This is a genomic window from Pandoraea pulmonicola (assembly GCF_000815105.2).
Classification (GTDB): domain Bacteria; phylum Pseudomonadota; class Gammaproteobacteria; order Burkholderiales; family Burkholderiaceae; genus Pandoraea; species Pandoraea pulmonicola.
This window is the reverse complement of record NZ_CP010310.2, coordinates 1,487,331-1,509,537: the sequence shown is the minus strand read 5'-3', so window position 1 is coordinate 1,509,537 and position 22,207 is coordinate 1,487,331. Positions and strand designations below refer to the sequence as shown.

Sequence of the window (22,207 nt, the reverse complement as noted above, 5' to 3'; positions counted from 1 at the left end):
TTGCCGCCGACGTGCATGAGGTGCACCGTGCCGATGGATGGCCCCGTATGCCGCCGAGTTTGGCTCAACTTCTGCCGCCGCTCAGAACAATGACGGGCGCCGGACCGGCTCCAGGGACCATGAGCCTGTCGACGTCGATGCAGTTGTCCACCGTCGGCGCCGATGTCCGCTGGGTGCATCAGGCAGATCAGGCTGGGGCGCAAACGCAACCGCCCTGCCATGCCTGGGCGGCGGACGCCTCGCCGGACTTCATCCCACGGCCACCGCCCTCCGCAACGCCGCAAGTACTGGATGGGCTGCTGGACTACCAATTCGGCATGCCCGCGCCGGATGCCAATACCGGAGCTTTAGCCTGCATGTCGTCGGGTCCAGTCCAACGACCGTCCCCCTCGGCAACGCCGCTCATCATGGCGTGGGTGCAAGGAAACTTGGACATGGCGGCAGCACCGGTGCTGCCGACCCATGTCGGGACGTGGGCCGACGGACCATCGAGTTCGGTCCAGCGACGCCGCCCTCTCACAACACTGGAAATCGCCTCGAACAGCGCAGCGCAAGAGCGCTCGGCGCCACACGACGCAAGCCGTGGAAGGAGCACAGCTTTCATGCCGCCCCCGGCCAGGATCCTTCGACAAGAGACTGGCGCGCCGGACGGGGAAGCCAAGATCACTGACGACATGTTGCGAGAGTGGGTAGCCCTCGGCCGTGCGGGGATCCAGGCCGCGGGCGGGCTCATCGGTCTTTCCAGAAAAAACAACGTTTCATTTGCTGCACTGAGAAATTACCTTCGTTCAGACGGCACGCTGCGCCAGCGCGGCGCGAACCGGCTAAACCCGGGCAGAAAAACGAGGATCACAGACGACATGCTGCGACAGCGGGCAGCCCTGGACCCGGCGGAAATCAGGGCCGCAAACGGGATCGGCGGTCTGGCCAGGCGGAACGACGTCTCGACTCCGGCACAGGGGAATTACCTTCGTTCAGACCGCACACTGATCCAGCAAGGCAAGGACCGACTCACCCCAGGCCCCAACCCGGAAGAGAAAGCGGAGATCACCGCCGACATGGTGCGGCAGTGGGCGACCCTCGGCCGTGCGGGGATCAAGGCTGCGGGCGGGATCAACGGTCTGGCTGGGCAGAACAACATCTCAGTCGGGGCACTGCGAAATTACCTCCGCGCAAACGGCACGCTGACTCAGTATGGCGAGGACCGGCTCAACCCGGAAGGGAAAGTGGAGATCAACAACGACATGTTGTGGCGGTGGGCGACCCTCGGCGAAGCGGGGATCAAGGCCGCTGGCGGGCTCGACGCACTGGCCAGACAGAGCAACGTCTCGGTTGTCGCATTGAGAACTTACCTTCGTGCGGACGGCCGCCTGTCCCAGCGCGCCGAAGACCGGCTCAACCCGAACTGGAGGCGGGCGATCCCCCTCGCCATGTTGCGACAGTGGGCGACCCTCGGCCCGTCGGGGATCGAGGCCGCTGGCGGGCTCGACGGCCTGGCCAGACAGTACAACGTCTCAACCGGGGCGCTGAGAACTTACCTTCATATAGACGGCACGCTGACCGTGCGCGGCGAAGAGCGACTCCGCAAGGCCGGCACGCTGCCATCGTGAAGCAGCCCGTCACTTCACCACCGTGACGCCGCCATCGATCACGCCGTACGCCTGAACCTTGCTGGTGCCGCTTGCCGCACTCGCGCCGCCGCGACCGTCAGGCGCGGCGCATGCACCGAGCATCGTTGCCAGGCCGAGCACCAGCGCGCTCATCATTCCGAATTTTCGCTTCACGGCTACGACTCCTTGGTTGTTCTCCGGGACCTGAGGCGCCCCGCACATGTCAACGAGGCGCTCAACGCGCCATTCCCAGTACCACTGCCGCCTCCCGAAAGGCACGGCAGGCGACACCCCGCCACGCGTCGTTCGACAACCGCAGCGTGAGCGCGGTTCACCGTCTCGGTGCGACGAACCCTTGCCCGCGCGGCGCAAGGCGTCGAGAATGGCGAGTCCGGCGGCGATCCGGCTGCACGTGCCAGCGCCGCACCTCCATTCTCGCCCACCGTTCTCCGCCCGTCCCGATGTCGCTCAAATCCCCCACCTTCCGTCTCCTGACTGCCCTTGGCGCAAGCCTGCTCACGTTTGCCGTGGCGGGCATGACCTCGCCGAGCGCCCACGCCGCCATCACTGTCAAGGACGACACGGGCGCCACCGTCACGCTCGCCGCACCGGCGCAGCGTATCGTGAGCCTCGCCCCGCACGCCACCGAACTGCTGTTCGCCGCGGGGGCCGGCGATCACGTCGTGGGGACGGTGGCATACTCCGACTACCCTGAAGCCGCGCGCCGCATTCCCCGCGTGGGCGACAACAGCGCGCTCGACCTGGAGCGCATTCTCGCACTCAAGCCGGATCTGCTTGTCGTGTGGATGCACGGCAACTCGCAGCGCCAGGTCGAAGCCCTGCGTCAACTCAAGCTGCCGGTGTTCTATTCGGAGCCGAAACACCTGACCGATCTGCCCGACGCCATCGAGCGTATCGGCACGCTCGCCGGCACGCCCGCGAAAGCGCATGCGTCGGCCGACGCATTTCGCGCACGCTACGAAGCGCTGCGCAAGCAATACGCCTCGCGCGCACCGGTTACGGTGTTCTATCAGGTGTGGACGCAACCGCTCATGACGCTCAACGGCACGCACATGGTGAGCGATGTGATCCGGCTGTGCGGCGGCGTGAATGTGTTCGCGGACGAAGCGCCGCTCGTGCCGCGCGTGTCCGTCGAGGCCGTGCTGGCCAAGCGTCCGGAGGCGATGTTTACCGCGACGCCGGGCGCGACGCAGTCCGACAAGCCGCTCGCGACGCTCGAGAGCTGGCGCAAGTGGCCGCAACTGCCGGCGGTAACGCACAACAACCTGTTCGGCATCGACGGCGATCTGATCAATCGCCCCGGGCCGCGCATTCTCGACGGCGCCCGCGTCATGTGCGAAGACCTCGACATCGCGCGCTCGCGGCGTACGCCGTCTGCAGCCCGCTGAGGTCCTGCGCCGGCGCCTTGCGTTGGCGTCGGACGCCTCAAGCGTTCCAGCGGATCAGGCGGGCATGGCCTTCGCGGCCGATGTGAAGATGGCAGATGCCGCCGAAATCGAGCGTCCAGGACAGGCACGACGTCGTCGGCAACCGCAGCGCCGTGGCGACATGCAGACGAATCGGACCGGCATGCGCCACGGCAACGTGCAGGTCGTCGTCGCCCGCGACGCCGAGCAGCGCCCTCGCCCACCCATCCACGCGCAAAACGATATCGCGCGCCGACTCGCCCCCCGGTGGCGAGAACGTGGCCACATTGCGCGCCCAGTCCTCCAGTTCGTTTCCGTCGATGGCGTCCCACGGGCGCATTTCCCACACACCGAAGTCCATTTCGGCCAGACGCGCATCCTCCGTCACCGGCAGATCGAACGACGCGGCAATGACATCGGCGGCACGGCGGGCACGTTGCAACGGACTGCTGTGAATCGCTGTCGGGCGACGGCCGTCGAGCAGCATTGTCAGCCGGGCCTGCATCGAGGCGACAGTCGCGTCGAAGCGCGAAACGTCGACGTCGAGGTCCGTGCGGCCGTAGCACAGGTTCGGCGCCACGCCGGGCGGCGGATGCCGCATCAGTATCAGATCCATGCGCACACCGTGAGATACAGCGCGAGCTCGCCGAGCTGTTGGGCGAAGCCCAATGCATCGCCTGTGTAGCCACCGAGCCTGCGGCGCAGATAGCGAACGAAGCCGGCCCGCACCGCGACCAGCACAACCGCGCCGGTCACGCCCGCACGCCAGTCCGGCCATACGCCCCACGGCACGCTGCACGCCACACCGAACAGCAGATCGCTCGCGCCGAGTCGTTGCGCGATCGGCTTGGCCTTGCCCTCCGTACGAACATAGTCGAGCGTTCGCAGCAGGCTGATCGCCATGCAGCGGCTCGCCGCATGTGCGCCGATCAGCACGACGGCGAAGCCGGCCCAACCGACGGCACGTTGAATGTCGACGAGTGCCTGCCATTTGATCGCGAGGGCGAGCCATAGCGCCACGGCGCCATACGTCCCGATGCGCGAGTCGTGCATGATTTCCAGCACGCGCTCGCGGGCGAACGCGCCACCGAATGCATCGACCGAATCGGCCAGCCCATCCTCGTGGAACGCATCGGTGAGCCACACGCTGACACCCAGGCCGAGTGCGATCGCGAGCGGCGGCGACCAGAGCCGGCCCATGGCGACGGTGAGCAACGCGACGACCATTCCCACAAAGACGCCGACGAGCGAAAAATAACGCGTCGCGGCATTCAACTGCGCCGGCGAGTAGCCGACCCACTCCGGGATCGGCACGCGGGTGAAAAAGCCAAGCGCGGTCAGGATGAGGCGCCACTGCCCCGCAAAGCCGTCGAACGGCGCGCACGACGCCTCCGTATGCGCGGCCTCGTCGCGCGGCCCCGGTTCGCGCGAGGACGCGTCTGCGTCGCGTGAGGGATCCGGGGGCGTTTCGTTCATGGCGCCGGGACCTCGCGGTCGCTGACGCCTGCGCCTTCGAACGTCGCCATCTCGCGCAGGAACGCGGCGGCGGCCTGGATCAACGGCATGGCCAGCGCCGCGCCGGTGCCCTCGCCCAGACGCAGCCCGAGCTGCAGCAGCGGCTTCGCGTTCAGCGCGTCGAGCATCGCGCGATGACCGGTCTCGTCCGACGCATGCGCGAACACGCAGTAGTCGAGCACCGCCGGCGCCAGACGCGACGCGACCAGCAGCGCCGATGTGCTGATGAAACCATCCACCACGATGACGAGACCGAGCTTTGCCGCCGCGAGATACGCACCCGTCATCATCGCGATCTCGAAGCCGCCGAAGGTCGCGAGCGTCTGCAATGCATCCACACGCTCGCCCGTGGCGGGATGCGCGGCCAGCGCGCGCTCCAGCACCTGTGTCTTGCGCGTGAGTCCGGCGGCGTCCAAACCCGTGCCGCGACCGACGCAGGCCGCCAGCGGCAGCCCCGTGAGCCGCTGCATCAGGCAGGCTGCCGAAGACGTATTGCCGATGCCCATCTCGCCGAACCCGATCATGCGCGTGCCGCGCGACGCGTGCAGCACGACACGCGCGGCCCCGGCCGACAGCGCCGTTTCCACTTGCTCGTGCGTCATCGCCGGGGCTTCGAGGAAGTTCTGCGTGCCGCGCGCCACGGGAATGTCGACCAGCGACGCATGCGCCGGGAAATCGGCGGCCACGCCCGCGTTGACGACTTCGAGCTCGATGCCGTGCGTGCGGCAGAAGACGTTGATGGCCGCGCCGCCACGCAGGAAATTAAGCACCATTTGCGCGGTGACCGCCTGCGGATACGGACTCACGCCTGCGGCCACGACGCCATGGTCGCCCGCGAAAACAAGCATGGCCGGGCGCGCGAGTTCGGGCATGACACTCCGCTGAATGCGGCCGACCTGGCGCGCTACGCGCTCGAGCACGCCGAGGCTGCCGGGCGGCTTGGTCTTGATGTCGATGGCGTGCTGCAGCGCGTCGTCCATCGACGAGGGCGGCGCGGCGACATCGAGCAGCTCGACGAGCGACGGGCTGAGCGAGTCGCGGAATACGGGGCGGGAGGTGGCACGGGGTGCGGTCATGCTGGGACTTCCTGAATCGTTCGGTCAAAGACTGCCGGAAACTACATTTCCACGCCGTTCTGCGCGCGAATGCCTTGCGCGAACGCGTGCTTGACGGGTGTCATGTCGGTCACGGTGTGAGCCGCGTCGATGAGCGCCTGCGGCGCGCCGCGTCCGGTGATCACCACGTGCTGCATTTCGGGGCGCGCCTGCAGGTCGGCCACGACTGCGTTCACGTCGAGATAGCCGAGCTTGAGCGCGATGTTCAACTCGTCGAACAACACCAGTCCGAACGACGGATCGCGCAGCATGCGCCGCGCCTGCTCCCACGCGGCTTCCGCCTTGGCGATGTCGCGCGAGCGGTCCTGCGTCTCCCACGTGTAGCCCTCGCCCATCACGTGGAATTCGCATGCCTCGGGAAAGCGGCGCAGAAATTTCTCCTCGCCCGTGGGAATCGCGCCCTTGATGAACTGCACGACGCCGGTCTTCATGCCATGCCCCATCGCGCGGACGACCATGCCGAAGCCCGAGCTCGACTTGCCCTTGCCGTTGCCGGTCGTGATGACGATCACACCACAGTCGCGTTGCGCCTGTGCGATCTTGTCGTCGATGACCGTCTTCTTGCGCACCATGCGCGCGCGATGCCGTTCGTTGCGGCCGTCTTCGTCAGCGGTCGTGTCGTTCGAGGAGGGCGGGAGCTCTTGTGTCATGGACAGCACCTGTAGAAAGCGGAATACACGGCGCATGGGCCGGTGAAAATGGGAAGAAGCGCAAGCGTGCCGTCTGCATACGATCACGTGCGATGCACGGGCACGAGGGCCTCGTCGTCGCCATCGCGAATGAGGCGCAGCGGGTAGCCGAAGGCGTCGCTGCAATTTCCGGCCGAGAGGACTTCGTGCGCGACACCGGCACGCCAGCCGCCGCGACCGTCGAGCAGGAGCGCGTGAGTGGCGAAGCGGCGCGCGAGATTCAGATCGTGGCACGAGAAGACGACGGCCGCACCGGCGCCAGCGCCGGTCTCCATGCGTCCGGCATGACGCGCGAGAAGCGTCAGCGCATCGATCTGGTGATGCAGATCGAGGTGCGACACCGGCTCGTCGAGCAACAGCAACGGTGTGGCCTGTGCGAGCACGGCGGCCAGCGACACACGCTGACGCTCGCCGCCCGAGAGCGTGGTGACGTCGCGCTGTGCGAAGTCTTCGAGGCCGACCTGCGCCAGCGCCACGAGCGCGGCCGCGATGTCGTCGTCCGACTCCCAGGCGCCCCAACGTCCCTGCGCCAGATAAGGGTGCCGCCCCGCGAGCACGACTTCGAGCGCCGTGGCGCCGAACGCGTCGCGCGTCTGTTGCGGCATCAGGGCGCGCACGCGAGCGAGCGGTGCCGGGCGCCATTGCGCCAGCGGCCTGCCGCCGATCTCCACACGGCCGCTGCCAGCGATCCCCTCCGCTCCCGAATGAGCTCCTGAATGAGCTCCCGAATGAGACGAAGCCTTGTCGTCCAGCGTGCGCAGCCCCGCGAGCGTGCCGAGCAGCGTGGTCTTGCCCGCGCCGTTCGGTCCGGCCAGACACCAGCACTCCCCCGGTGCAACGATCAGATCGAGCCAGTCGACGAGCACACGCTCGCCGGCGCGCAGGGTCAGAGCGTGGGTCTGCAGCAGCGGCGCGCTCATCGGATCACCCGCCGCGACAGGAGCCAGAGGAACACCGGCACGCCGATCATCGCCGTGATCACGCCCACGGGCAGTTGTGTCGGCGCGATGACGGTGCGCGCCACCAGATCGGCCGCCATCAGCAGCGCACCGCCGGCAAGCGCTGCAGCCGGCAGCAGCATGCGCTGATCGTTGCCGAACCGCAGACGCAGAATGTGCGGCACGACGAGGCCGACGAAGCCGATGCTGCCCGCCGTCGTGACCGCGACGGCCGTGGCCAGCGACGCCGCCAGATAGACGCGCGCCCGCAGTGGCCCGACGGCCACGCCGACGGCCTGCGCCACGGCTTCGCCGCGCAGCAGGACGTTCAGGCGATGCGCCACCGGGCATACGATCAGCAGCGTGACGGCCAGGGTGACGAGCGGCGCCCACGCGCGATCCACGCCGTTCAGATCGCCCGTGAGCCAGAACAGCATGCCGCGCAGGCTGGCATCGGGGGCGAGCGTCAGAATGAGCGTGGCCAACGCACCGAAGCCGGCGGCCATCATCACGCCCGTGAGCAACAGCCGGGCGCTGCTGTCCTGGTCCCCGGGACGCAGGAAACTGCGATGGGAAAGCGCCATGACGAGGACGATGGCGGCAAGCGCGCCGACGAATGCGCTCGTCTGCACCCAGAAAAACGGCAGCATCAGCGCCAGCGAGGCAAGCGCCGCAACGGCCGCGCCTCCGGAGATGCCGAGCACGTAGGGGTCGGCCAGCGGGTTGCGCAGGAGCGTTTGCATGAGCGTGCCGGCCACGGCGAGCAGACCGCCGCAGGCGAATGCGGCGAGTGCGCGCGGCAGGCGCAGGCGCCAGACCACGTCGCCCGCGAGGCCGGCGTCGTGACCCAGCATCAGCGTACCGATCTCGCGCAACGAAACGGGCACGCTGCCCAGCATGAGCGAGGCCACGAGCACGGCCAGCACCACGCCGGCCAAACCCGTCCAGATGATGAGGGCGCGGCGCAGCGTCATGCGGCGCCACCTGCGCTCATGGCGTCGTCAGAACTGCGTCCAGCCGAGCGAGACGTAAATCGCGCGCCCGAGGGTGTTGTAGCCATAGGCCGTCTGGTAGTTCTTGTTGAAGACGTTGTCCAGGTGCGTCGAGACGTACCAGGACTTGTCGATCTTGTAACGCGCCTGCAGGTTCACAAGCGTGTAGGCGCCGAGATGCTGGCCCCCCGTATCGTAACGCTCGTCGCTGTAGAACACATCGCCGCCGACGGTCAGCTTGTCGAAGAACGTCTTCGACAGCGCGATCGAGCCGAACTGCCGGGCACGGCGGGCGAGTTGCTTGTTGGCGTCGAGATCGGTCGGATTCTGACGCGTGAACGACGCCCGCACGTCGACGCCGAAGATCGGGCGACCGGTGTAGGTCAGCTCGAGCCCTTCCACGCGCGCCTTCGCCACGTTGGAAGCCGTGTACGGCGAGACCGGCAGCGACTGGATCAGATTGGTGTAGTTCGTCTGGAAGCCGACGAGTTTGACCAGCCCGAGGTCGCCGCCACTGTTGAACTGGATGCCGAGCTCCTTGGAGATCGAACGCTCCGGCTGCAGGTTCGGGTTGCCGTAGCCGGGGTAGAACAGCTCGTTGAAGGTCGGCGCGCGGAAGCCGTCCGACGCGTTGGCGAGGAATTTCCACTGTTCGGTCAGGTTGTAGCCGTAGCCGACCCAGTAGCTGTTCGCGCCGCCGAAGTCCGAGTACTGGTCGCGCCGCACGTTGGCCTGGACCTGGTGCTTGCCGAAGGTGCCTTCGTAGCCGACATAGCCCGAATCGAGATGCCGGTTGTTGTGGTTGTAGCGCGTGTTGCTGTCGACCGTCTGTTCAAGTCGCGTGTAACCGGCGATCAGCTTCTGGTCGGGCATGAAGGCGTACTCGTTGGCCCAGTCGATCTGGTTGCTCGACGTGTGGAAGTTGCCGTTGCCCTTGCCGTTCAGATAGTTATAGCTGTAGTCGTCGCCCTGCGTCACGGTAAAGCGCGTGTTCCACTTGTCTGTGATGTTGCCCTTCGCATATGCCGAGACCTGACGCACGCGCGTGTCGGTGTCGTTCAGATCGGTCCGCTTGCCGAAGTTGTTGTCGTAGCTGTAGCTGCCGTCGCTCTGGAACAGGCGCGCGCCCACTTCCCACGTGTCGCCCAGCTTGCGCGAGAGCGAAGCCGTGACGCTCGTATTGTCGTCGCCGTTGCGGTTGGGATTCGCATTCTTGTTGAAGCGCGGGTCCATGGCCGAGATGCCGTTGGTGTGAAAGCGCGAGACATCCAGCGAGAAGCGCGTCTTGCCGTCGTCGAACGATCCGGCCACGCCGGCGTTGGCCTGCGTGGTGTTGTTCGTGCCGTACCCCACTTCGGCGTAGGCGCGCGGCGGGCCGCCATCGCCCTTGCGCGTGAAGATCTGGATCACGCCCCCCACGGCTTGCGAGCCGTAGAGCGCCGAGACGTTGCCGCGCACGATCTCGATATGGTCGATCTGCGAGGTCGGGATCTGTGAAATATTGGTCGTCCCCAAGCTGGCGGAGTTGACCGGCACGCCGTCGATCAGCACCAGAGACGAGTTCGAAGCGGCGCCCCGCATGGAGATCGTGGCCGCCGTGCCGAAACCGCCGTTCTGCACCAGCTCGACGCCGGCCTGGCCGCGCAGCAGCGTGGGCAGATCCGGCGCCTGGCTCTGTTCGATGTCTTCGCGCGTGATGACCGAGGTGGCGGCCAGCGTGTCGGCGAGCTTTTGCTCGGTGCGCGAGGCGGTCACGACAGTGGCGTTCAGTTGCGCCGCCGTGGTGTTCTCGGCCAGCACGAGGGGCGCGGGTGCGGCAGGCGCAACAGGAGCGGCGGCCATGGCGGACGGGTTCGACTGTGCCTGAGCGCCGGCGCCGACGAGCAACAGGGCGGCGGCGAGCGCGAGACGGCGGGGCAAGGGCGCGGCGTGGGCCGCGGCGGGGCGAGCAAAGGCAGGCGCGTGCAACGCCGTCGCACGAATGTGGGTGCGCATGGTCTGGTGTGACTTCCGTAGTTCTCTTTTTGCCTAGACCCGTTCCCCCGCGGACCGCTGGCGCAAGGGGAGCGCCGGTGACACGTCACGGATGCGGAGCATCGACACATGAAAACGGCGACAGGCACCCGGCGGCTTACGCCGGGCGGCATGGCTTTCCCCACTCACTTGCGGCCGGTATCCGGGCTGGTCATCATCGCGCCTGACCGGCCTTCCCGCAGGCGGTGACCTGCAGTGGCAATGGAGGCGAGGCGCGTTTTCGGAAACCTTTCGGGCCGAAAGGATGACTTACCGTTGCGGGGGCAGCACAGGTTGGCCAGCCCGTGTGGGGACGCGGCTCCCTGTTTCCCGTTTAACTGCGCACGCCGGGGGGGCGTGCGCGAGCACCGAAGTGCCGCAAGTGTAGGGGCCATTCGAACGAGCGTCAATGCTCGTTCGTCGGGCATTGGCCGCCGATTCCGTTAGAATGTAGGGCAATCAAGAGGACGCAGCCCGATGCTCACCGATCTCGACAATATCACCGACAAAATCGAACAGTTGGTTGTGATAAGCCAACGTTTCCATCAACACAATCAGGCACTGCTCGCCGAGCTCGAGCGCGCGCGTACGGAATGCGACGAAACCCGGATGTCGCTCGAACAACTGCGCGCCGAGCGCGACGCCCTGCGTGTGCAGCGCGATCAGCTCGCCGCCAAGATCGACGAGGCGCAGGTTCGCCTGAACGCCATTCTGGAAAAGCTCCCGACCCAGAATCCCGCTGAGGGACAGATGGACCTGCTCGGCACCCCCGGTGGAGAAAACGCATGACGATCAAGCAGCTCGAAGTCAACATCCTGGAACAGTCCTATCGTCTCGCCTGCCCGCCGGAACACGAGGCCGATCTGCTCTCCGCCGTGTCTCGCGTCGATGCCGAAATGAGCAAGGTGCGCGCGCAAAGCAGCGTGCGCGGCACCGACCGGATTGCCGTCATGGCAGCGTTGAGCCTGGCATCCGAATTGCTTGCGCTGGAAAAAAGTATTGCTGCCGGACAAGCATTCCCCGCCGAAGAAATTCAGAGTAGAATGCAACGCATGAACGAACGACTGAGCGCAGTGATCGATCAGTATCAAAGCTGAAAAACACTCGCTGCCGTCCGGTTCGAAAGGTTAGTTTTCCCTGCCTGGTTCGCGAAAGTCATAGATTCCTTGAACCAATGATCTGTTGCAGGTTGCGGAAGTTTGTAGTGCTGGCGTGAGCGTCACTTTGTCTGATGAACCCGATGCGCTACTAACCGCGACCACCTTGAACCTCACGGTTCAGGATGCCGGCTTAGCGGCTGAGGCGGGGACCCAATACACGGCACGGCACACGCAGTGCCGTTTTTTTTCGTCCGCGATCCGTCGGCGTCATCGTCAGGTGCGGTCGCACATCGCATGAAACGAGAAAGCAGCCCGGAAGGCTGCTTTCTTGTTGCGCTGCCGGTGTAGTGCCATCGCTGGCGTTCAGAATTGCGCCTCGCTCAATGCCAGCGCCGAATCGGCGCCTTCGGTGATCGACTGCGCCAGCCCCGGCGCCTGCGTGAGGATGTGATCCGCGAAGAAGCGCGCCGTGCCGATCTTGGCATCATGGAACGACGTATCCTGATCGCGCAGCTTCTGCGCGGCCAGCAACGCACGGCCCATCTGCCACCCACCGAGCACGATGCCCGCGAGCTTCAGATACGGCACACTGCCCGCGAACACGGCGTTCGCATTGTCCTGCGTGTTCGCCACGACGTAGTCGACCACGATGGACAGCGCTTCGCGCCCCTTCGCGAGACGATCGGCTACCGACTGTCCGACACCGCCCGACGCGCGCAGCTCGTTCTCCGTCGCCATGATCTGCTCGCACAGCGCGCGCGCCACCGCGCCGCCGTCACGCAAGGTCTTGCGACCGATCAGGTCGTTGGCCTGGATGGCCGTGGTGCCCTCGTAGATCGGCAGGATGCGCGCGTCGCGATAGTACTGCGCGGCGCCCGTCTCCTCGATGAAACCCATGCCGCCATGCACCTGCACGCCGAGGCTGGTGACCTCCAGCGACATCTCCGTACTCCAGCCCTTGACGATCGGCACGAGAAATTCGTAGACGGCCTGTGCGCGCTTCGCAGCAGCGGCGTCCGTCGCGTGATGCGCGATATCGGCCTGTGCCGCGGCCACGTAGGCGAGTGCGCGCGCGCCTTCGGTCAGCGCACGCATCGTCATGAGCATGCGCTTGACGTCGGGGTGATGGATGATCGTCACCGCGTCGCGCGAGGCACCGTCGACCGGACGGCTCTGCACGCGATCGCGTGCGTACGCGACCGCATGTTGATAGGCGCGCTCGGCCACCGCAACGCCTTGCATACCGACCGCGAAGCGCGCCGCGTTCATCATGATGAACATGTACTCGAGGCCGCGATTCTCTTCACCGACGAGGTAGCCCGTCGCACCGCCGTTGTCGCCGAATTGCAGAACCGCCGTCGGGCTCGCCTTGATGCCGAGCTTGTGTTCGATCGACACGCAATGCACGTCGTTGCGGGCGCCGAGCTTGCCCTCGGCATCCACATTGAACTTCGGCACGATGAACAGCGAAATGCCCTTCACCCCCGGCGGCGCATCGGGCGTGCGCGCCAGCACGAGGTGGACGATGTTCTCGGCCATGTCGTGCTCGCCGAACGTGATGAAGATCTTCGTACCGAAGAGACGATACGTACCGTCGCCGGCACGCTCGGCGCGCGTGCGCACCAGCGCGAGATCGGAGCCGGCCTGCGGCTCCGTGAGGTTCATCGTGCCCGTCCACTCGCCCGAGAGCAGCTTGGGGACGTACAGTGCGCGTTGCGCGTCGCTGCCTGCGGTGAGCAGTGCCTCGACGGCGCCATCGGTCAGCAACGGACACAGCGCAAACGACAGGTTCGCGGCATTGAGCATCTCCGTGCACGGCGTGGCCACCAGTTTCGGCAAGCCCTGGCCACCGAACTCCTGCGGATGCAGCACGCCCTGCCAACCCGCTTTGGAGAACTGATGAAACGCTTCCTTGAAACCTGGCGTGGTCGTCACGACGCCATCCTTCCACGTGCTCGGCTGCTGGTCGCCGACGACGTTCAGCGGAGCGAGCACTTCCTGATTGAAACGGGCCGCTTCTTCCAGCACGGCTTGCACCAGCCCGGGCGAGGCGTCCTCGTAACCCGGCAGCTTCGAGATGTTCGACAGGTCCGCCAGTTCGTTCATGACGAACTGCATGTCCTTGATCGGTGCCTGATAACTCATGTCATTCCTCCAAGGGATTCCGATTGCCTGCGGATGGTGGCGAATGCCGGGATTCTTGTTGTTCTGTTTGACCGATTCGCATGAAGACGTCAGCCGCGCCCGCCCACCTCGCGGAGCACGCCATCCTCATGCGGATCGGCTGCGGGGACACGCCCCGCAGCGTCACTTCAATGCGGCGTCCGCCGAACGCTTACAGTGCGCCCGTCAGCTCCGGCACCACCGTGAACAGATCGCCCACCAGACCGTAGTCCGCCACCGAGAAGATCGGCGCTTCCGGATCCTTGTTGATCGCCACGATCACCTTCGAATCCTTCATCCCCGCCAGGTGCTGAATCGCCCCCGAAATCCCCACCGCGATATACAGCTGCGGCGCCACGATCTTGCCCGTCTGACCGACCTGATAGTCGTTCGGCACGTAGCCGGCGTCCACCGCCGCGCGCGACGCGCCCAGCGCCGCACCCAGCTTGTCCGCCAGCGGCTCGAGCACCTTCGTATAGTTCTCGCCGCTGCCCAGACCACGGCCACCCGAGACGATGATCTTCGCGCTCGTGAGCTCCGGACGGTCCAGCTTCGTCACCTCCCGGCCCACGAACTGCGACACGCCGGCGTCCGGCGTGGCCGCCACCGTCTCCACCGCCGCGCCGCCCCCCGTGGCCGCTGCCGCGTCGAAGCCCGTCGAGCGCACCGTGATCACCTTCACCTTGTCCGCGCTTTGCACCGTCGCAATCGCGTTGCCGGCATAGATCGGGCGCTCGAACGTGTCCGCGCTGTCGACCTTCGTGATGTCCGAAATCTGCGCCACGTCGAGCAGCGCCGCCACGCGCGGGGCGATGTTCTTGCCGTACGCCGTCGCCGGCGCCAGGATGTGCGAGTACGCACCCGCGATCGACACCACCTCGTCGGCGAGGTTCTCGGCCAGCCCGTCGCCGAAATACGGCGCGTCGGCCAGCAGTACCTTCTTCACGCCGGCGATCTGCGCGGCCGCGTCGGCCGCCGCGCGGGCGTTGCTGCCCGCGACCAGCACGTGCACGTCGTCGCCGCACTGCAGCGCGGCCGTCACCGTGTTCAGCGTCGCGGCCTTGATCGTTTGATTGTCGTGTTCTGCAATTACCAGAATGCTCATCTCGTCGTCTCCCTTCAGATGACCTTCGCTTCGGTCTTCAGCTTGTCGACGAGCGCTGCCACGTCCGCCACCTTCACCCCCGCGCTGCGCTTGGGCGGCTCGGCCACCTTCAGCGTCTTCAGACGCGGCGACACATCCACGCCCAGATCCCCCGGCTTGACCGTCTCCAGCGGCTTCTTCTTCGCCTTCATGATGTTGGGCAGCGTCACGTAACGCGGCTCGTTCAAGCGCAGGTCGGTCGTGATCACCGCCGGCAGCGACAGCGAAACGGTCTCCAGGCCGCCGTCCACCTCACGCGTGACCTGCGCGCGATTGTCCGCCACCGTCACCTTCGAGGCGAACGTCGCCTGCGGCAGCCTGGCCAGCGCCGCGAGCATCTGTCCGGTTTGATTGGAGTCGTCGTCGATGGCCTGCTTGCCCAGGATCACCAGTTGCGGCTGCTCCTTGTCGACGATCGCCTTGAGCAGCTTGGCCACCGCCAGCGGCTGCAGTTCCTCGTCCGACTCGATCAGGATCGCACGATCGGCGCCGATCGCCAGCGCCGTGCGCAGCGTCTCCTGCGACTGCGACACGCCCGCCGACACCGCGATCACCTCGGTCGCCACGCCCGCTTCCTTCAGCCGCACCGCCTCTTCCACCGCGATTTCGTCGAACGGATTCATCGACATCTTCACGTTCGCGATGTCGACCCCACTCCCGTCGCTCTTCACGCGAACTTTTACGTTGTAATCCACTACCCGTTTGACCGGTACCAGGATCTTCATGAACTCGCTCCAAAGTTACGTTTACGTCAATCCGCTGCCATTATAACCACACGGAGAATGACGCATTTATTGCAAATTTGCGGCATTTTGCGGCGACGTTAAAACGTTCTTTCCGTTCAGCCACGGAATGCGCGATCCTCGCGATAACGGTGCCGAAACCCCTCGAACGCAGACCTGGTCTGCATCTTGCGACCCCGAACGATCGTGCTATTTTTATGCAAATCGCGACGCACAGCCAGTGTCCTCGTGGTGCATTTCCTCTAGAGATTTTGCCCCGCGTCACACAGGCCTATGATCGAATGGCCCACTTCATCATTGCAGTGCCGTCGCACGCACGACGGCCACCCGGTCAACGCGCCAGGAGGAGACCATGGCTATGTATTCGGAATCGCGCCTTCAGGCCAGCGACGGTCTGTCGCTGCACATGCACACCTGGCGCCCGGACAGCGGCGAACGCGCAGGCGCCGCCGGCGAGCCGCCGCGCGCCGTCGTGGCCATCGTGCATGGCATGGGCGAACATGGCGGACGTTACGCGCGGCTGGCCGATCACTTCGCTTCGCTCGGCATCGCCACCGTCGCCTACGATCTGCGCGGGCACGGCCGCTCGGGCGGCGCACGCGTCTTCGTCAAGCGTTTCGACGAGTACCTCGCCGACACCGAGATCTTCCTCACTCACGTGCGCGCGACATTCGGTCCCGTGCCGCTCTTCGTGCTGGGCCACAGCATGGGAGGCGCCATTGCCGCGCTCTACACGATCACCCGCGCCCCGGCCCACGTACGCGGCCTGGTGCTGAGCAGCCCGGCGCTGGGGCCCGGCGAACCGGTCGCGCCGTGGATGGTCAAGGCCGGCCACTGGGTGTCGCGCTGGTTGCCGAAGGTGCCCGTCTTCAAGGTCGACCCGGCGAAGATCTCGCGCGACGAATCGGTCGTGCGCGCCGCCAGGGCCGATCCGCTCAACGCCTACCGCGGCACGCCTGCACGCACGGCAGCCGAACTGCTCGATGCAATGGCGCGCATCCACGCCAATGCCAGCGCCCTGCATCTGCCGCTCTACATCTTTCACGGCACGGCCGATCGACTCACCGCCCCGTGGGCGAGCGAGCAGTTCCACGGCAACGCGGGCTCGCAGGACAAGACCCTGCGCCTGTATCCGGGACACTTCCACGAAACGCTCAATGACCTCGATCGCGAGAAGGTCGTCGACGATCTGACGCAGTGGTTGCTGCGACGCCTCGACACGGCAAAGACGTGCACCGCCGAACCCGCGACCCACGATCTGCACTCAGACGCCTGACGGAACCCGCCACGCGAGCAGGGTCTCGGCGCGCTCGCCCGCACCGCGCGTTACACTGAAGCGGTATGAATTCGCGAGGAGCCAACGGCATGCAAGCGCAGACGAAGTACTCGCCGCAAACGGTCACCGACATGCATTTCTGGACGCCGACGATCTTCAGCGTCAAGACCACGCGCCCGCCCGGGCTGCAATTCACGGCGGGACAGTTCGTGCGGCTGGGCTTGCCCGGCGACGACGGCGAACTGGTATGGCGCGCATACTCTCTCGTCAACTCGCCCGCCGAAGATACGTTGGAGTTCTATGTAATTACGATTCCCGAAGGACAACTCACGCCGCGCATGTCGCAGCTCAAGGTCGGCGACGAGATCTTCGTCGACCACACGTCCTATGGCTTTCTCACGCTCGATCGCTTCACGGGCGGGGAAGACCTGTGGCTTCTTGCCACCGGCACCGGCCTCGCGCCGTTCGTCTCGATCCTGCGCGATCCGGCGGTGTGGCAGCGCTTCGAGCGCATCTTCCTCGTCCACAGCGTGCGATGGGAGCGCGACCTCGCCTACTACGAGGCGTTGCGGCACTTCTCGCATCCGGACGTCGATCCATCCCTCGTGAAGAAGCTGCACTTCGCCGTGTGCGTGACGCGCGAACAGACGCCCGGCGCGCTCTATGGACGCATCACCTCGCTGCTGGCGTCGGGAGAATTGGAAAAGGCGATGGGCGCGACGCTCGATCCGGCCACCTCGCGCATCATGGTGTGCGGCAATCCCGACATGGTGAAGGAGTTGCGCGCCTGGTTCACCGGCAACGGCTACGCCGTGAGCCGCACCGCGACGCCGGGACCGCTCGTGCTGGAGAAGCAGTGGTAAGTGTGGCATCCGCGGCACCCATGACGGCGCCCGGCACGCGCGGCATTCAATCGGTCGGCGGCGCCCAGTCGGGGCGACGTTTCTCGATGAACGCCTGCACACCCTCCAGCGCGCACTCGTCCATCATGTTGCACGCCATCGTCTGCCCGGCCATCTGGTACGCGGCTTCGATGCCCGTCTCCATCTGCCGGTAGAACAACCCTTTGCCTGCCGCCACGGCCACCGCCGGCTTCGCGAGAATCGAGCGGCACAGCGTGGCCACTTCCGCGTCGAGCCGCTCCATCGGCACCACCCGGTTGACGAGTCCGCGCTCGCGGGCCGTCTGCGCATCGATGAAGTCGCCTGTGAGCAGCATCTCCATCGCCTGCTTGCGCGTGAGATTGCGCGAGAGGGCCACTCCCGGCGTTGCGCAGAACAGTCCCACGTTGATGCCCGAGACGGCAAAACGCGCGGCCGAGGTCGCCACCGCCAGATCGCACATGGCGACCAGTTGACAGCCGGCGGCCGTCGCCAAGCCATGTACGCGGGCGATGACCGGCTGCGGCATGCGTTGCATCGTCAGCATGACGCGCGTGCACTGGTTGAAGAGCGTACGGTAGTAGTCGAGCGACGGCTCGGCGCGCATCTCCTTGAGATCGTGTCCCGCGCAGAACGCCGCACCCGACGCCGCGAGCACGACGACGCGCGTGCCGGTGTCTCGCGCGGCTTCGTCGAGCGCGCGTTGCAGCGCATCGAGCATGGCTTCGGAGAGCGCGTTGAAATGGCGCGGGCGGTTCAGCGTGAGCGTGAGCACGCCGGCGAGATCGCCCGCGCCGCGCGTCACGAGCACAAGGGGGTCGAGCGATGCGCTCGCCGTATCGGTTGCCGTCATGGTCGTCTCCTGCGCCGTGTGCCCGCGAGCGAACGCACGGCATCGAACGTTCGTCAGACGTCGGCGAGCACCCTCAGATGGGCAACGACGCTGCGCCCGAGCGCCGACAGGTTGTATCCGCCTTCCAGGCAGCTCACAATGCGCCCCTTCGCATGACGATCGGCCACGGCCTTCACGCGTTCGGTGATCCACGTGAAGTCGGCCTCGGTCAGTCCGAGGTTGCCGAGATCGTCTTCGCGATGCGCGTCGAACCCCGCCGAGAAGAAAATCATCTCGGGACGGAACGCGTCGAGCTGCCCAAGCCAGCCGTAGTCGATGGCTTCACGTGCGGCCATGCCGGACGTACGCGCGGCAAGCGGAATGTTGAGCATGTTCGGCGCCGGATGATCGGCGCCGGAGAACGGGTAGAACGGATGCTGGAAGATGCCGCACATCAGCACGCGCTCGTCGTTGCCGAAGGCGGCTTCGGTACCGTTGCCGTGATGAACGTCGAAGTCGACGATCGCAACGCGCGAGAGGCCGTGAACTTCTAGCGCATGCGCCGCGGCAACCGCCACGTTGTTGAACAGGCAAAAGCCCATGGCGCGCGTAGGCGTGGCGTGATGGCCGGGCGGACGCACGCTGCAGAAGGCGTTGTCGAGTTCGCCGCGAATGACGGCATCGGTCGCCGCGATGGCCGCTCCGGCCGCACGTGTGGCGGCGCGCCAGGAATACGGGTTGAGCAGCGTATCCGGATCGATCGGGTAATAGCCCGACTCGGGAATGTTCTCGCGAATGAAATCGATGTGATCCTGCGTGTGCACCCGCAGCAGGCTGGCCTCATCGACAACCGGCGCCTCGCGCCGTTCGAGCAGGCCGTCGATACGTCCGGCAATCAATTGATCCTCGATGGCGCGCAGCCGCTCGGGACATTCCGGATGCCACTCTCCCATCTCGTGACGGATGCAGTCGGGGTGCGTATAAAACCCGGTAGCCATTCGATGTGTCGCCTATCGCTTCGTCTCGTTATATTGGGTCGGGCGGGAGATGCCCGCCGCGCCGTGGTCTCCACGTCCGGTAGCGGCCGGGCGTGGCGCCTGGCAAGCGAATGCCGGAATGCATCGACAACCTGCACTGGCAAACGCGCGCCGATGGCCGGCATCCCCCATGGGCATTGTCACGGACAGTGCACAAGCCTAAAGGTATCACAGGTGCACTCGGTTATACTCCCAGACAGTCTCCCAGCAGACCCGTGTCAGCCGGTAAGGGTCGATCTCCCGAATTTCGGGACGGCGCAAACTGGCATGAATGGTTGACGCTCGACGCAGTCGCGCCCATCGAGTCATCGGTGTGCGAACTGACGACGGCCTCAACGCGACTAACACGACGTCGGCCCGCGCGCCGGCATCGTATGTGGACTTCATACAGGCCTGACAGACAGCATGACATCACCGGTACGGATGTACGACATACTCTCGCCGGCGCCCTCGCGCCTCACTCATCGACCGGACACTGGCCGCCTGCATCGTCCTCATCGCCTTCGTGCGGCTGCCACCCTCGGCAACGCTTCCGATCGTTCCCTCCTGCAGCGCCTGTCGCGCCCCGCACGTGTGCTCGGCGCCGCGCTTTGCATCGGCACCTTCGCACTGAGTACGACCGCCGGGCACGCGCAGGCGCGGCCCAAGCAGGTCGCGCAAACGGAGTTCGAGGAAGAAGTCGTGCCGCAACGCTACGCCGCCAATCCCGAGGTCGATGCGTTCATCAACGACATCGTGGCGCGCGATGGCTTCGATCGCGCCGAGTTGCAGAGGATATTCTCGCGTGTGGTGTTCTCGCAGACGGCGGCGCGTCTAGCCGCGCCGCCGGCCGTGCCTGGAAAGAAGAACTGGACCAACTACGAGAAGCGTTTTCTCGATACCACCCGCATCAATGGCGGCGTGCGGTTCTGGAATCAGAACGCCGCGGCCCTGTCCCGCGCTGCCAGGCAATACGGGGTGCCCGAGGAAATCATCGTCGCCATCATCGGCGTGGAGACAATCTACGGGCGCAACATGGGCAACTTCCGCACCATCGACGCGCTCACCACCCTCGCGTTCGACTACCCGCCGGCACGCAACCGCTCCGAGCGCATGGCGCTGTTTCGCAACGAGCTGGAAAACCTGCTGCTCTATGCGCGCGAGCGCGGTGTCGATCCGTTCGGCATCTACGGCTCGTACGCGGGCGCCATTGGCATTCCGCAGTTCATGCCATCGTCGATCCGCAACTACGCCGTCGATTTCAGCGGCGACAGCAAGATCGATCTGAGCAACGACGTGGCCGATGCCATCGGCAGCGTCGCCAACTTCCTCAAGCAGCACGGCTGGCAGACGGGACAGCCGATCGTGTGGAACATTGCCGCCGATCGCGGCAGCCAGGGTCTCGCCGAAGCGGGCGCCGACGGGCAGCCGGAGCCGCACTGGAAGCTTGGCGACTTCATCAAGGCGGGCATGCTGATGAACGAGCCGCGGCTCGACGTTGGCGCATCGCTCGACACGCCGGTGCTCATCGTCGACCTGCCGACGCCGGGTCAGGCGACGCAGTACCGCATGGGCCTGAACAACTTCTACGTGCTCACGCGCTACAACCGCAGCTTCTTCTACGCGATGTCGGTGTACGACCTCGCGGACGCGATCAAGGCCGCGCGCGCGCCGTGAGCGTAGCTCCGGCCCTCCGGCCCAGACGAGGCGGCCGTCGCCGGTGCAGCAATGACAAACGGGACCCGAGGGTCCCGTTTTCGTTGGCGGCCGAACGTCGCTCAGGCAGGAAATACGCCCGTCGAGAGGTAGCGGTCGCCACGGTCGCACACGACGAACACGATCGTCGCGTTCTCGACTTCGCGCGCGAGGTTGAGTGCGATCTGGCAGGCCCCCGCCGCCGAGATGCCACAGAAGATGCCCTCTTCGGCCGCGAGACGACGCGCCATGACTTCGGCATCCGACTGCGTCACCGAGACTGTGCGATCCACCCGCGCGCGATCGAAGATCTTCGGCAGATAGGCTTCCGGCCACTTGCGGATGCCCGGGATGCGCGAGCCTTCCGCCGGCTCGGCGCCGATGATCTGGATCGCCTCGTTCTGTTCCTTCAGGTATTGCGAGACGCCCATGATCGTGCCCGTCGTCCCCATCGCGGAGACGAAGTGCGTGACGCGCCCCTCGGTGTCGCGCCAGATTTCCGGACCGGTGGTTTCATAGTGCGCACGCGGATTGTCGGGGTTGGCGAACTGATCGAGGATGATGCCGCGCCCATCGCGCTGCATCTGCTCGGCGAGGTCGCGCGCGTATTCCATGCCGCCCTTGACCGGCGTGAGGGTGATCTCGGCACCATAGGCGCCCATGCTTTGACGGCGCTCGATCGAAAGATCCTCCGGCATGATCAGCACCATCTTGTAGCCGCGGATCGCGGCGGCCATCGCCAGTGCGATGCCGGTGTTGCCCGAGGTCGCTTCGATGAGCGTGTCACCCGGCTTGATGCGCCCACGCGCTTCGGCGTGCTTGATCATCGACAGTGCCGGACGATCCTTCACCGAGCCGGCGGGGTTGTTGCCCTCGAGCTTGCCGAGAATCACGTTGTTGCGGCGACGGATTTCATCGTCGGGCAAACGCACCAGTTGCACCAGCGGCGTGTTGCCGATGGTGTCTTCGATAGTCTTATAGGCCATTGCGCTAAGCTTTTTCGGTCGGGAATCGGAACATTCTAATCCACCGGCCAAGCCCGTGCTCCGGGTAAGGTC

General features: G+C 65.9%; 21 protein-coding genes, 1 other RNA gene and 1 riboswitch. Of the genes, 8 read left to right on the top strand and 14 right to left on the bottom strand.

Going from position 1 to position 22,207, the window contains the following annotated elements; all coding sequences use genetic code 11:
• Positions 1-119: 119 nt before the first annotated feature.
• Entirely contained in the window at positions 120-1,610 is a 1,491-nt protein-coding gene (locus RO07_RS06825) for a hypothetical protein (RefSeq protein WP_147284537.1), read from the top strand.
• 9 nt (positions 1,611-1,619) lie between these two features.
• Here the strand turns inward: RO07_RS06825 and RO07_RS25810 are convergent, their stop codons facing one another.
• Positions 1,620-1,784, bottom strand: a complete 165-nt coding sequence (locus tag RO07_RS25810; RefSeq protein WP_157118196.1) for a hypothetical protein — start codon at positions 1,782-1,784, stop codon at positions 1,620-1,622.
• 362 nt (positions 1,785-2,146) lie between these two features.
• Between RO07_RS25810 and RO07_RS06820 the strand changes: the two genes are divergently transcribed.
• The gene (locus RO07_RS06820) at positions 2,147-3,019 is read left to right on the top strand and encodes a cobalamin-binding protein (protein WP_052267538.1); all 873 of its coding nucleotides are present in this window, start codon (positions 2,147-2,149) and stop codon (positions 3,017-3,019) included.
• Between the two features lie 37 nt (positions 3,020-3,056).
• Here RO07_RS06820 and RO07_RS06815 read toward each other — a convergent pair whose 3' ends face one another.
• From RO07_RS06815 to RO07_RS06785, 7 genes are all read right to left on the bottom strand, one after another.
• Positions 3,057-3,653, bottom strand: coding sequence for a histidine phosphatase family protein (locus RO07_RS06815; RefSeq protein WP_039409213.1), 597 nt, complete (start codon positions 3,651-3,653; stop codon positions 3,057-3,059).
• Entirely contained in the window at positions 3,644-4,513 is an 870-nt protein-coding gene (locus tag RO07_RS06810) for an adenosylcobinamide-GDP ribazoletransferase (RefSeq protein ID WP_084072483.1), read from the bottom strand. Before RO07_RS06810 ends, RO07_RS06815 begins: the two co-directional genes overlap by 10 nt.
• Entirely contained in the window at positions 4,510-5,532 is a 1,023-nt protein-coding gene (cobT, locus tag RO07_RS06805; protein WP_052267537.1) for a nicotinate-nucleotide--dimethylbenzimidazole phosphoribosyltransferase, read from the bottom strand. The genes RO07_RS06810 and cobT overlap by 4 nt, the downstream gene beginning before the upstream one ends.
• A gap of 137 nt (positions 5,533-5,669) precedes the next feature.
• Positions 5,670-6,317, bottom strand: coding sequence for a cob(I)yrinic acid a,c-diamide adenosyltransferase (gene cobO / locus RO07_RS06800; RefSeq protein ID WP_039414533.1), 648 nt, complete (start codon positions 6,315-6,317; stop codon positions 5,670-5,672).
• A gap of 83 nt (positions 6,318-6,400) precedes the next feature.
• On the bottom strand, positions 6,401-7,276 hold the full coding sequence (locus tag RO07_RS06795) for an ABC transporter ATP-binding protein (protein WP_039409212.1): 876 nt from the start codon (positions 7,274-7,276) through the stop codon (positions 6,401-6,403).
• Positions 7,273-8,268: a FecCD family ABC transporter permease gene (locus RO07_RS06790; protein WP_039409211.1), complete on the bottom strand. Its 996-nt coding sequence runs from the start codon at positions 8,266-8,268 to the stop codon at positions 7,273-7,275. Before RO07_RS06790 ends, RO07_RS06795 begins: the two co-directional genes overlap by 4 nt.
• Before the next feature lie 27 nt (positions 8,269-8,295).
• Positions 8,296-10,281: a TonB-dependent receptor plug domain-containing protein gene (locus tag RO07_RS06785; protein WP_039409210.1), complete on the bottom strand. Its 1,986-nt coding sequence runs from the start codon at positions 10,279-10,281 to the stop codon at positions 8,296-8,298.
• A 155-nt stretch (positions 10,282-10,436) separates the two neighbouring features.
• Positions 10,437-10,687: riboswitch (cobalamin riboswitch) on the bottom strand.
• Between the two features lie 89 nt (positions 10,688-10,776).
• On the opposite strand from RO07_RS06785, the gene RO07_RS06780 reads away from it, so the two are divergent.
• The 3 genes from RO07_RS06780 (at position 10,777) to ssrS (ending at position 11,612) form a co-directional block, all read left to right on the top strand.
• Positions 10,777-11,088: a hypothetical protein gene (locus RO07_RS06780; protein ID WP_039409209.1), complete on the top strand. Its 312-nt coding sequence runs from the start codon at positions 10,777-10,779 to the stop codon at positions 11,086-11,088.
• Positions 11,085-11,396 carry a cell division protein ZapA gene (locus tag RO07_RS06775; protein WP_010805491.1) on the top strand — a complete coding sequence of 104 codons (312 nt, stop codon included), beginning with the start codon at positions 11,085-11,087 and terminating at the stop codon, positions 11,394-11,396. Before RO07_RS06780 ends, RO07_RS06775 begins: the two co-directional genes overlap by 4 nt.
• Positions 11,397-11,430: 34 nt before the next feature.
• Positions 11,431-11,612, top strand: a non-coding RNA gene (gene ssrS / locus RO07_RS06770) — 6S RNA.
• A 150-nt stretch (positions 11,613-11,762) separates the two neighbouring features.
• Here the strand turns inward: ssrS and RO07_RS06765 are convergent.
• The 3 genes from RO07_RS06765 to RO07_RS06755 form a co-directional block, all read right to left on the bottom strand.
• Entirely contained in the window at positions 11,763-13,544 is a 1,782-nt protein-coding gene (locus tag RO07_RS06765; protein ID WP_039409207.1) for an acyl-CoA dehydrogenase, read from the bottom strand.
• A 190-nt stretch (positions 13,545-13,734) separates the two neighbouring features.
• Positions 13,735-14,667, bottom strand: a complete 933-nt coding sequence (locus RO07_RS06760) for an electron transfer flavoprotein subunit alpha/FixB family protein (protein WP_039409205.1) — start codon at positions 14,665-14,667, stop codon at positions 13,735-13,737.
• Between the two features lie 14 nt (positions 14,668-14,681).
• On the bottom strand, positions 14,682-15,431 hold the full coding sequence (locus RO07_RS06755; protein WP_039409203.1) for an electron transfer flavoprotein subunit beta/FixA family protein: 750 nt from the start codon (positions 15,429-15,431) through the stop codon (positions 14,682-14,684).
• 370 nt (positions 15,432-15,801) lie between these two features.
• On the opposite strand from RO07_RS06755, the gene RO07_RS06750 reads away from it, so the two are divergent.
• Together RO07_RS06750 and RO07_RS06745 are read left to right on the top strand one after the other, a co-directional pair.
• On the top strand, positions 15,802-16,725 hold the full coding sequence (locus RO07_RS06750; protein WP_084072482.1) for an alpha/beta hydrolase: 924 nt from the start codon (positions 15,802-15,804) through the stop codon (positions 16,723-16,725).
• 89 nt (positions 16,726-16,814) lie between these two features.
• Entirely contained in the window at positions 16,815-17,588 is a 774-nt protein-coding gene (locus tag RO07_RS06745) for a ferredoxin--NADP reductase (protein ID WP_039409201.1), read from the top strand.
• Between the two features lie 46 nt (positions 17,589-17,634).
• Here the strand turns inward: RO07_RS06745 and RO07_RS06740 are convergent, their stop codons facing one another.
• A complete protein-coding gene (locus tag RO07_RS06740; RefSeq protein WP_039409200.1) occupies positions 17,635-18,459 on the bottom strand; it encodes an enoyl-CoA hydratase in 825 nt (274 codons plus the stop codon).
• A 53-nt stretch (positions 18,460-18,512) separates the two neighbouring features.
• Positions 18,513-19,436 carry a histone deacetylase family protein gene (locus RO07_RS06735; protein ID WP_039409199.1) on the bottom strand — a complete coding sequence of 308 codons (924 nt, stop codon included), beginning with the start codon at positions 19,434-19,436 and terminating at the stop codon, positions 18,513-18,515.
• A 444-nt stretch (positions 19,437-19,880) separates the two neighbouring features.
• On the opposite strand from RO07_RS06735, the gene mltB reads away from it, so the two are divergent.
• Positions 19,881-21,131, top strand: a complete 1,251-nt coding sequence (gene mltB, locus RO07_RS06730) for a lytic murein transglycosylase B (RefSeq protein ID WP_237171390.1) — start codon at positions 19,881-19,883, stop codon at positions 21,129-21,131.
• Positions 21,132-21,232: 101 nt separating this feature from the next.
• On the opposite strand, the gene cysM is transcribed toward mltB, so the two are convergent.
• On the bottom strand, positions 21,233-22,135 hold the full coding sequence (cysM, locus tag RO07_RS06725) for a cysteine synthase CysM (RefSeq protein ID WP_039409197.1): 903 nt from the start codon (positions 22,133-22,135) through the stop codon (positions 21,233-21,235).
• Between the last annotated feature and the right edge of the window lie 72 nt (positions 22,136-22,207).